Annotated in this window: 8 protein-coding genes; 2 read left to right on the forward strand and 6 right to left on the reverse strand. The window is 32.8% G+C overall.

Going from position 1 to position 10,290, the window contains the following annotated elements; all coding sequences use genetic code 11:
• Positions 1-495: 495 nt before the first annotated feature.
• Positions 496-2,745 (reverse strand): sensor histidine kinase, encoded by a 2,250-nt coding sequence (locus tag F1Z66_RS11335; RefSeq protein WP_149863736.1) that lies wholly within the window; start codon positions 2,743-2,745, stop codon positions 496-498.
• Between the two features lie 478 nt (positions 2,746-3,223).
• Between F1Z66_RS11335 and F1Z66_RS11340 the strand changes: the two genes are divergently transcribed.
• Positions 3,224-4,960 (forward strand): S8 family peptidase, encoded by a 1,737-nt coding sequence (locus tag F1Z66_RS11340; RefSeq protein ID WP_149863737.1) that lies wholly within the window; start codon positions 3,224-3,226, stop codon positions 4,958-4,960.
• Between the two features lie 104 nt (positions 4,961-5,064).
• Here F1Z66_RS11340 and F1Z66_RS11345 read toward each other — a convergent pair whose 3' ends face one another.
• The 4 genes from F1Z66_RS11345 to F1Z66_RS11360 all read right to left on the reverse strand — a co-directional run bounded on the left by F1Z66_RS11345 (position 5,065) and on the right by F1Z66_RS11360 (position 7,846).
• Positions 5,065-5,334 carry a transmembrane 9 family protein gene (locus F1Z66_RS11345; RefSeq protein WP_149863738.1) on the reverse strand — a complete coding sequence of 90 codons (270 nt, stop codon included), beginning with the start codon at positions 5,332-5,334 and terminating at the stop codon, positions 5,065-5,067.
• Between the two features lie 388 nt (positions 5,335-5,722).
• A complete protein-coding gene (locus F1Z66_RS11350) occupies positions 5,723-6,130 on the reverse strand; it encodes a Trm112 family protein (protein ID WP_159357618.1) in 408 nt (135 codons plus the stop codon).
• A gap of 257 nt (positions 6,131-6,387) precedes the next feature.
• Entirely contained in the window at positions 6,388-6,642 is a 255-nt protein-coding gene (locus tag F1Z66_RS11355; RefSeq protein WP_149863740.1) for a hypothetical protein, read from the reverse strand.
• A gap of 457 nt (positions 6,643-7,099) precedes the next feature.
• The gene (locus tag F1Z66_RS11360; RefSeq protein WP_159357619.1) at positions 7,100-7,846 is read right to left on the reverse strand and encodes an SIMPL domain-containing protein; all 747 of its coding nucleotides are present in this window, start codon (positions 7,844-7,846) and stop codon (positions 7,100-7,102) included.
• A 137-nt stretch (positions 7,847-7,983) separates the two neighbouring features.
• On the opposite strand from F1Z66_RS11360, the gene F1Z66_RS11365 reads away from it, so the two are divergent.
• Positions 7,984-8,385, forward strand: a complete 402-nt coding sequence (locus F1Z66_RS11365; protein ID WP_149863742.1) for a hypothetical protein — start codon at positions 7,984-7,986, stop codon at positions 8,383-8,385.
• Between the two features lie 103 nt (positions 8,386-8,488).
• Here the strand turns inward: F1Z66_RS11365 and wecB are convergent, their stop codons facing one another.
• Positions 8,489-9,577 carry a non-hydrolyzing UDP-N-acetylglucosamine 2-epimerase gene (gene wecB, locus F1Z66_RS11370; protein WP_149863743.1) on the reverse strand — a complete coding sequence of 363 codons (1,089 nt, stop codon included), beginning with the start codon at positions 9,575-9,577 and terminating at the stop codon, positions 8,489-8,491.
• Positions 9,578-10,290 lie beyond the last annotated feature (713 nt).

Here is a 10,290-nt window from a genome sequence, read left to right on the forward strand (position 1 = left end):
TTACCTTAACAAGTAACTAAACAATTCTCTTACGAAATGGCTATAATTCAAAGAATTGACAACGTAATGAACTGATGACATTTATCAATACATAAGGTGTTAATTTTAAAATAGTAGAACGGAAAGGCAACGTACTTATCCAAACGACAGAAGTCAAAGCATGTGGTAAAAATCAGCAGACCTGAGAATTTTTAGTTAAAAAGAGTTTTTTATCATGGTATAATTTATTTAATAGTAATAACACCGAAAATGCATGACTATTTTGTTGATTTCATAGTAGACATAATCTTACTAAAATACGGTAACATATAAAATCTTTAAATAAACAGAGGATGTCAACTCCATGGGTTTGCATATCGTTCAAGAGTATACTTTCAATTAATCCTGTTAATAATACTTGAATAATCAGAATGTGTGTATATAAATACACATCTCGAATAAAAAATAAAATCAACGATTAAAGAATAATATGGTGATAAAGTACTGAAATGAGAGTTAAACAATTAGTGGAAGTTGGAACGAAAATATTGCTCCCCCCTCTTTACGTGGATTGTTTTGCGCCCAAATTCCTCCATTATGCATATGAATAATTTTCCTACAATTGTATAGCCCCAATCCTGAACCATAAAAAGATTTAGTAGCAAATTTTGTGAATAACCTGGGTAAGATTTCTGGATGAATGCCTTCGCCATTGTCCATTATATGTACTATTACATGATCTTCTTTCTGTTCTAAGACTATTGATATTATTCCTTTTTTTCTTGACGGTATGAAATTAACGGCATTATCTATTAGATTGGTTATCACCATCGAAATTTGTAACTTGTTGGCATGTATTTTATACTCTTTATCAAACCCTTTCAAATCAAAATGAATTTCTTTTATTTTTGGGATGGATAACTTGTCAATATTTTGAAATTTTGCCTCATAATTCTTAACTATTTCTTTAATTAAGATATCCAATGCAAAGACTTCTCTTGGAATTTGTGAGAAAAGTCCCTCTAATTTTGTAGCAGTTAACACATTTTCAACAAATCTATATAATCGAGCCCCATTTTCTTTGACTGTCTCAAGCAATCTTTTATTTTCAACCTCAAGTGTACGTTCTTTTACAACATCAGTTAGACCCAATATAGACTGAAGAGGGGTTCGAAGTTCATGAGCAACAATATCCACAAATTCTCTTTGCATAGCGTCCTGAATCTTGAGGCGTTTATACGATTTTTCCATTAAATCAAACATTGTTGAATAGTTCCAAAGTGCTAGAAAAATTGTCCCATAAGATTCTGATATGTGGTTACTATTCGAATAAGAAGACATACCAATATGGTCGATTAGTTTTTCGGACTTGCTCTTTTTTGATTCTACAATAATTGATTTAGATCTATCTACTATTACTAGGCCAAGCTGAGGCCTAATGCTTTGACTGTTTATTGATCTTATTGTCAAGCCTTCAATTGAATCAATCGTAAACTCATTATCATCGCTGCCTGAATTAGTCTTTTTGACGTTCTTTCTTCGGATAGTTATGGAGTGCTTGTTGTTTTTGCCTATTTTTCTATCACCTTTTCCATCAGGAAGATCTATGTTATCTGTCACGAGAATTTTGATGATAATTTTATTTTCTTGAGAAACTTTTTTGATATGATCAAACATTCCATAATCTACTTGCCTTTGGAATGCGTCAAAAGTTGGAAGTATTCCTAATATTTCATTCTTTGCAGATAAAATCAATTCTTTAATCAGTAAGAGTGTTTTTTCTGAACTTTCTAGGGTCTCAAGCACGGGTACAACTTCATTATTTTCAATTAAACCAATTACCTCTTCTGCGGATCTGCTGTCGTTCCATAACCTTTCAAACATAGTCTTAAATCGATTAATGTATTGGGGATCGTTACTGTAAAGCACGCTTTCGGTTGTGTCCTCTTTCTCCATTTGTTCTATAGTAGCTAGAAGGTTATGGTCGGTTACCGAAAAGTAAATTGTCGGTTCTTTTTTTAGATGCCGTACTTCAATATTTGAATTAATATATTTTTTTACTACCTGTATGTTGTCTTTAGATACTTCAACCAATACTCTCAGATGTTTCTTAATGCCGGAATTTTTTACCTCTTTTATTAAATTGTCATTTAACGTGCGGAAAAAATCATATGCTCTACTCAACCCCTCTGAGGAGGCAACTACGTCAACTTTCTTTATTCTGTAGAAAAATTCTTGCAGAGAAGATTCATTTAAGGACCCATCCGATCTACTTAATATCGTGGTTATGTACTCTAAAGGTTTTCCTTCTTCAATTTCTTTAATTTTTTTAACTGCAGGAATTGCATTTTTCCACATAGTATCGAATATGTATTGTCCTTGGGCTACCAGTTCCTCTGCATTACTGTAAATAACTTCAGTCAATGGTTTTGATTGCTTTAGAACTGTTGTAGCCATGTACTCTGACTCATTAATTGCAATTCCACCTTTCATTCCATCCATGTGTCTTAACTCAGTGACTAAATTTAGTAGTTCTTTGCAATCGCCAATATTATCTGGTGTAACTTCTGTGATACACCTAATTATTCCTCCTCTCTTTAGGATGTCTAAATAGCCTTCGCGGTATTGAGGAATTCTTACAACGATGGAAGGGGCTTTATAATCAAAAGTAATATCCATTTTTGATTCCGTATTACGCATAAATTCTACACCCCTTCCAACGGCATTTTCGGAACCATACAAGATTTCTGATTTCTTTTTCCTCATGTTTGGCGGTCCTTTAATCTCGATAAGATGTCATTTTCTTACACGGAAATAATAAGGTTCGTGTACTACATTCATTGACAAAAAATTGTTACAAGAGATCCTTTTCCGTCCTCCAAAAATCTTTGGACTCGAGGAAATAATAAATTACGATTACTATCTAAAGTGAATTTTATCTCCTTGAATGAGATTATTTATCTCTGATTTATCTACCTTAAATAATTATTTTCCATAGAATAAATCATGTGGTAGGTGGCAGCAAATACTTGGTAGAGACTAGATAAAGGGATGGTTCTAAGGATCAATTTTGTTTTTTGTTGAATAACATATTTTTAGAATCAGAATTTGATATATTGGATAAATTTAGTATAACAGTCTATCAGTAATAGGTATTTGTTGACTCAAACATAATAAATCACCTTAACCATGAATTGTTAAAGTCTTCAATATTACATAAATTATTAAATTGTAAATAACAAACGTGAGTAGCAGAAGCAAGAAACAAATGGAGATCTGCATCATTTTTTCAATTATTGTATTAAGCTTATTTAGTTCTAATAACTCTGTGAAATTTGTTAATGCTTTTGATTTTGCATTTCCTGAAATCCCTTTTCTTAATTTCAATTTTAAAATCGGTGGAGATACTTCAAATTCAGAGCCAGAGTCAAGTTCAAAAGATTATTCAATCTCTGATAAAATCGATACTTTTGATTCAGTATCTGACGAAGATGCCACAAGTGGGAATGATGAAGGCCCTACGAATAAATTTTCTTTGGCTGATGAATTGAATAATGATGGTTATAGTGATGATAAAATCGTCCGTGATATGCCTTATTATGAATCACTCCCATTTCCTTCAAATCTTGTTAAAGAATCTGGATATGATACGGCAGATGAACAAAAACAAGAAGACAATGAAAGTACTGGATTTAAACAACTGTACTCAATGGTGCCAGTTACCCTTCCTTTAATTGCTGATTACAACGATATCCCTTCATCATTGCTAACAGCATCAGATGTAGCTCCTGGAAAAATAATTCCTAATCAATATATTGTAGTCTTAAAGGATGATGATACAAACATATCTGAATTTATTTCTGACATTTCAGGTAGAGTTGAACTTCAGGGAGTGGAGTTGCTTCAAATATATGAGAATGTTTTGAAAGGCCTTGCAATTAAGGTGCCAAATGACAAGGTAATTGAAGCTATTGAGAGACTTCCAATGGTAGACCATGTAGAAAATGATGTAATGACCCAGGCTTTTGCTCAAACATTGCCAACTGGAATTAATAGAATTGATGCAGATATGAGCTCAACTAAATCTGGCAATGGAGCTGGAAGTGTTGAGGTTGACGTGGCGGTTATAGACTCTGGTATTGACCTTAAACATTCTGATTTAAACGTTTATCATCAAAAATCGTTTGTATCAAGTAGTAGCAGCGGTGGATATTCATCATTATTTAAGACCAGTACTCCACCAACAGCTAATGATGATAATGGGCACGGAACTCACGTTGCAGGAATAATTGGTGCAAAGGATAATTCTATTGGATCTGTCGGAGTAGTTCCTGGTGCAAAATTATGGGCTATAAAAGTGCTTGATAGCAAAGGTGCAGGACCATTATCCACTGTAATTAAAGGAATTGATTATGTTACTTCGTATGCAAATCAAATTGAAGTTGCCAACCTGAGCCTCGGATGTGAGTGTAAATCCTCTGCATTTGATACGGCAATTAACAACGCGGTTAAAGCTGGGATTGTATTTGTGGTAGCAGGTGGCAATGCCGGAAAAGATGCAAGAACTTTTTCTCCCGCTAACAATCCAAATGTACTAGCAGTTTCAGCAATAGCCGATAGCGATGGAAAATGCGGGGGAAAAGGCCCTAGCACAGGTTATGGCAATGACGATACACTTGCTAGCTTTAGCAACTATGGTTCAGTTATTGATTTTGCTGCTCCTGGAGCCAAAATCTTTTCTACCTACAAAGGTAATGGTTATGCAACAATGAGTGGGACTAGTATGGCATCTCCGCATGTTGCAGGTGCAGCAGCATTATACATGGCCTCACATCCAGATGCGTCTCTGACTGAAGTTCGAAGTGGTTTAATGAGCCAAGCGTCATTGTCGGGCACATCATGTGATGGAAATGGCCACGGTTATTTTACTGGAGATAAAGACAATTCAAAAGAGCCCTTGTTATATGTGAGAAACAACTAGAATTAAGGGAATATAAATATTCGATACTTGTCCAAAATTTGTCCCTGGAAGAGATGATGCTAAAAAAATAGATACTTGCACGCTAGAAAAAGGTGATGGTTCTTTTATTGTGGACAGCTTTGAATACAGGCCTGACCAGGAGGGCAAGGTGGCATATTACAGGGATTTACTTCATCACTCTGGTGTAAAGTAATATTACTTAAATTATCTGTGCTGGTAGCATATTTTTTAGTTGCAATGTCGCCTATATCAAAGGGTATAATTTGGCTTTGTCCATATGCTGTGCTAATCAAATTTGCAATGAACAAGGGCGAAAAAACAAAAAACACAATTAAAAAGAATGTGAGCAAAAACTGGTTGCTTTTTATTTGCATGATAAATTTGAAATAATCAAATATAAAAGTCTACTTTTTTGAAATTTTTTTGGTTGTTTGGGGTTGGCTAAATTATCAAAATCAGAACAAAACAATTTATTGATTATGCACATTATCTTATTATTCCTACAATATGATATTATAAAGTGTATTTAACATGTTTGTATCCGTTTAAACGCAAAAGAATTGAACATCTTTTTATATTTGTTTTAAAGATTGCCAAACGAATTGAATAATTTTTTTTCAGATGTGAAAAAGCGCAATTGTTATTTAGATTTCTTTAAATATGATGTGAAATCAATAAGAAAAAGTACCTTCAATAGCAACATACCTTGTATCCGCCAAATCAAATCATTATAAAAATGTGAAGAGCATATTGAACAATAATTTATACTGTCCAAGGCTTTAGGTTATTAATAAGATCTTTAGGGATTAATTCTTTCCATTTTTTCAAGAATTCAATGTCTTTTTTCTTATTTCTTAAATCGTCTGGTAATATTATTGGTATCTCTTCTATAATCGGATAAAAACGCAAACAGGCTTTGCATAAAAGCAAGCCTTCTTCCACAATGTTTGTTTTTTCTGCTGTTACAGTTCTTTGATTTTCTATGTCTTGAGTATGAGTGATGTTTTGATTTTTTTTTGACTCTGATATATTGGAATTACTTGCATCTTTTTTGTTTGGAGAAGTATTTGTTTCCTGTGATGCACCAGAATTAGTTTTGAATTCAATCAAGTCCAACTGTGTTACTTTATCAAAAGGACAAACTAGGATTTCTAATAACTTTTTATTCACCAAATATCCCTATGGCAGTTACATTTAATTAATCATATTTAAGATTATAGGGGTTATTTGATAGGATTGTTCATTCAATAAATATCTATTAGTTGACGGGATTTCTTATTCTATTTATTTTATAGTTTTGTAAGTTCACGAATTATAGAATATCAAGATAAACTTTCAGCTTGAGGTTATAACTATTCTGAAGGCTCTGTTCACTTAGAAGTTTTAATCTCCTTGATATAATTGTCGACAAATAACCGCAACCAATTCTATACATGCGCTAATTTGCAATTCTTCATTCTACATTGAAAGTAGTCCTCGAAACTTTCGGTTCTGACCTTGATGTATTGGATTGTTCTTTCAATGATGCTTTTCTCTTCTTTGTCAAAAAAATAATGATTGTGATGTTCTAGTGAAAGGAATCTACAAGCTTGCGGATACCAGGTTCTTTCATCATCGTTCGATACAGTACGTTTTCCATGAATCCTAATTAACCCCGATAGAAACCTCTCGGCAACAAACATGTTTCTTTCTTGAGTTATTCCTTTGGCAAAAAAGTGCTAGAATTTGATGACTTTCTGGTTCAATTGATTGCAATCCAAAGCCATATTAATTCTGGACCAACCTTGATAAGTAATGTTTTATCAACTATGAATTCATAAATTTTCCTTCTCTTCTTTGAGGATGTGCTTCTGAAATGACCTTTTTGAATCCACTTCTAGATTGCAACATGACTTCTCTTAACATTATGTAAGAATAACAATGCTTTGGCAACACATCTAGTCGATAAGCCAAGAAAATACAAATATAATGCACGGTCATCGATATCTAATGAAGATGTTCTTTGTTTCTTTTGATAACCATGTGGAAATAGATACAACATCTTCAAGCTATAGATTTTTCGAGAAGTTAACAGAGCCAGAAAAAACAAAAAATGTTTTAAGAAAGAACTATGGTAATATCAATCAATCTATCAATTAATTAATCCACCACTGGATTACTAATGTAAAAGACGACAGGTAAAGATATCATTATCTTATTTTTTTGTGGAATAATTTGAGTTGAAGGTCCTGGAGCTTTTTCCGCTGTATTCGCAGCAAAATTGTCATAAAAGAATGTTGGAGGTGTATAGGAAGTATCTGAACTTGTATCTATATCTTTAACCCCTAGTATACTAAAGTTTCCTACATGTGCTAATACATCAGCTTTTTCTTTGGCACTTCTGAAAGCTTGATCTAATAATTCTAGATTAATCTTGTCTAGTGTTTTTTTAGAAACCACAAAATCTATGTTTTCTACTCTGTTGGCTCCGGCATTAACTGCAAGGTCAATAAACTGAGAGATATTTGCATTTGTTGAAGTTTTTAGTTCAATTTTATTTATTGCAGTGTAAGAAATTATTCTGTCGTAGTTACTGTTTTCATAATCGTAATTTGGAGTTATCTGAAAACTTGAAGTAGTAATATTTTCCTCTGTTAAGCCTGCTTGTTTTAACACATTTACTATTTCATCCATTTTATCGGCGTTATTTTTGCGGGCAGTATTGGCATTTGCATTTGTGTTTTCAACTGCCAAAGATATTCTAGATTCATCTGAAGAAACATCTCTTTCTGCGGTACCTGTGGTGGTTATAGTGGGTTTTTGATCTGGTATTACAATGCTCTCTGCATTACTTAGTGAGGTGACTGCTGACACGGTTAAAATTAGAAGTAGGCACGAAAGTGGCATCAATATATAAAAAATTTTAAATTTTGAATCCATTGAAATTCTTAGTCTAATATCTATTTAAGATTATTGTAATTATCAGATAAATAACATAGTTGACTGATTAAAAGGTTATATTCCGACGGATTTCAGATCAAAATGTGGTTGAGGGAAAAAATGAAGTTAAGAAATTACCCCGAGGAATTTTAATTGTAGCCGTTTTAACCACCATTAGTGGGGTTTTATTACTGTTAATGTCGCTTTATGCTTTCAATTTGTTACTGCCTTATGGTCCTGTATTTTTAATGGGTCCGGCATTTTTGATGATATTGGGAATAACTTCACTAATTGCTGCGGTTGGGTTATACAAAGGTCTAAAGTGGTCTTGGTCGTTATTGCTAGTCTTATCAGGCTTTGGGGCAGCCGGTTATCTTTTGAATATAGTCAATGGACAATTTATTTCAATAGTGGGGGTAATTTACAACTCTGTAATAATATATTATTTGTATCGCCCCCATGTTAGAAAGTACTATCGACGTACTCCTCTAAAGCAAAAAAGGTGACAAATAGATCATTTTGATTAGGGATCATGAATGATTTTTGATTAAGAAAAAAATATAAATAAATAAAATATGAATTTCTATTTAAAATAGGATTTTAGGGATATTAACAGAGTATCTCGTTAAGGAGGATTTTTTTTATTGTGTTAGAAGTATATCCATCTCCAAAAATTGGATTTGGGGTTCTATTCTCAGGAACCCATTTCTTAACGGCAGTGACTATTTTCTCTGTATTAGTATCGGTCAAAACATTCCAACCTTCAGTTATAGTTTCTGTCCATTCTGTGTTTCGGCGAATTGTTATACAAGGGACAGATAACAAATAACTTTCCTTCTGTAAGCCCCCTGAATCGGTTATGACCTTGCTTGCATTATTAACCAAATGGATAAAGTCAATGTATCCCATAGGAGAAATCAGTAATACGTTCTCACAACTCTTTAGTTTTTGATAAATCCCTTTAATTTTTAAAATCTTTTCAGTCCTTGGATGAATTGGAAACACTATCTGGAATTCTGATAAATTGGTGAATGCTTTTATTAGAGAAATAAAACTTGCGTCGCTCTCGGTATTCTCAGCACGATGCATAGTACATATCACATAATTTTTAGGAGTCAAATTCATATCCTTTGTAATTTTTGAATTGAGTGCTAACTTTTTTGCCTCATCAATAATTTCTACGGACAAATCTCCTGATTTATAAATTTTTCCAAATACATTTTCTCTCTTTAGATTACGGAATGATGTCTCTGTCGATGTAAACAGATATTGACTAATATCATCAGTTAAGATTCTATTAAGTTCCTCTGGCATTCGCCTGTCAAAGCTTCTTAATCCGGATTCTATGTGTGCTACTCTGATGTTGGCTTTAGCTGCCGCAAAGGCTCCAGCAAATGTTGAATTTGTATCTCCATATACTAAGACTAAATCATAGTTATTTTGAGTCAATATTTTTTCAATTTTTTTGATCATTTCTCCTACTTGAACGCCTGGAGAAAGGGAACCGATTTCTAAGTTGTAATCCGGATCTGGTAATTTGAACTCCTTAAAAAAAATTTCAGACATTCTATAGTCATAGTGCTGCCCTGTGTGAATAATTTCATGGTTCAAATCCTTTTTGATAGCATCGTGAATAGGTTTTAATTTTATAAAATTGGGTCTAGCACCTACCACAGAAAGTACTTTGTGAAGTTTCAATCAGGGCTCAATAAAGATTGTTGCAAGAGTTATTTTATCTTTATTATATTTAGACCCGCAATAACACATCGACTTGGATATTCGGAATTAATTTTTACATAAACATTGACTGCATGCTGCTAGATTGAACAAATAAATAGAATTAAATAATTTTTGTACACAAATTCTATCCTTTTGTCACCTAATATTTATTAACGTCTTTGTTCCTATATTTTAATCCTATAAAGGTATCAAATATATTAACACTATCTTAGATTCAAGAATAAGTTCAACAATTATTTCAATCATGATTTTTATTTTCTAAACAGATTCTTTGAACAAAGGAATCTGACAAATCTGAGACAAATTTTGAATTCTACTGCTAAAAGGAATGTATAACAATAATTTAAATTAACTTCGACGACATTTAGGATCTATAGAAAAAAACTATTTTTTTACAAAGATCCTTGTGCTGATGGAAATATTGTTACCTTAAGTTGTGAAGACAAACCAAACCTCAGGTGTTTCATGCTAAATATATTTTATGTAAATATAATTAGTTACAACTTTCCTTCTTGTATGTTATTGCAAAATCCACCAAAACTACAGAAACTCGAATTCATTATCCTCATGCCAAAAACCTAATCGCTGATGTAGCCAGGGAAAAAAATTCCCATCCTTCTTTTCAAACTCTTTTTTCATTATTCTCACAATCTTTTCAGAAACCTGTCCAG

The organism is Candidatus Nitrosocosmicus agrestis (assembly GCF_008389435.1).
GTDB classification, from domain to species: Archaea; Thermoproteota; Nitrososphaeria; order Nitrososphaerales; family Nitrososphaeraceae; genus Nitrosocosmicus; species Nitrosocosmicus agrestis.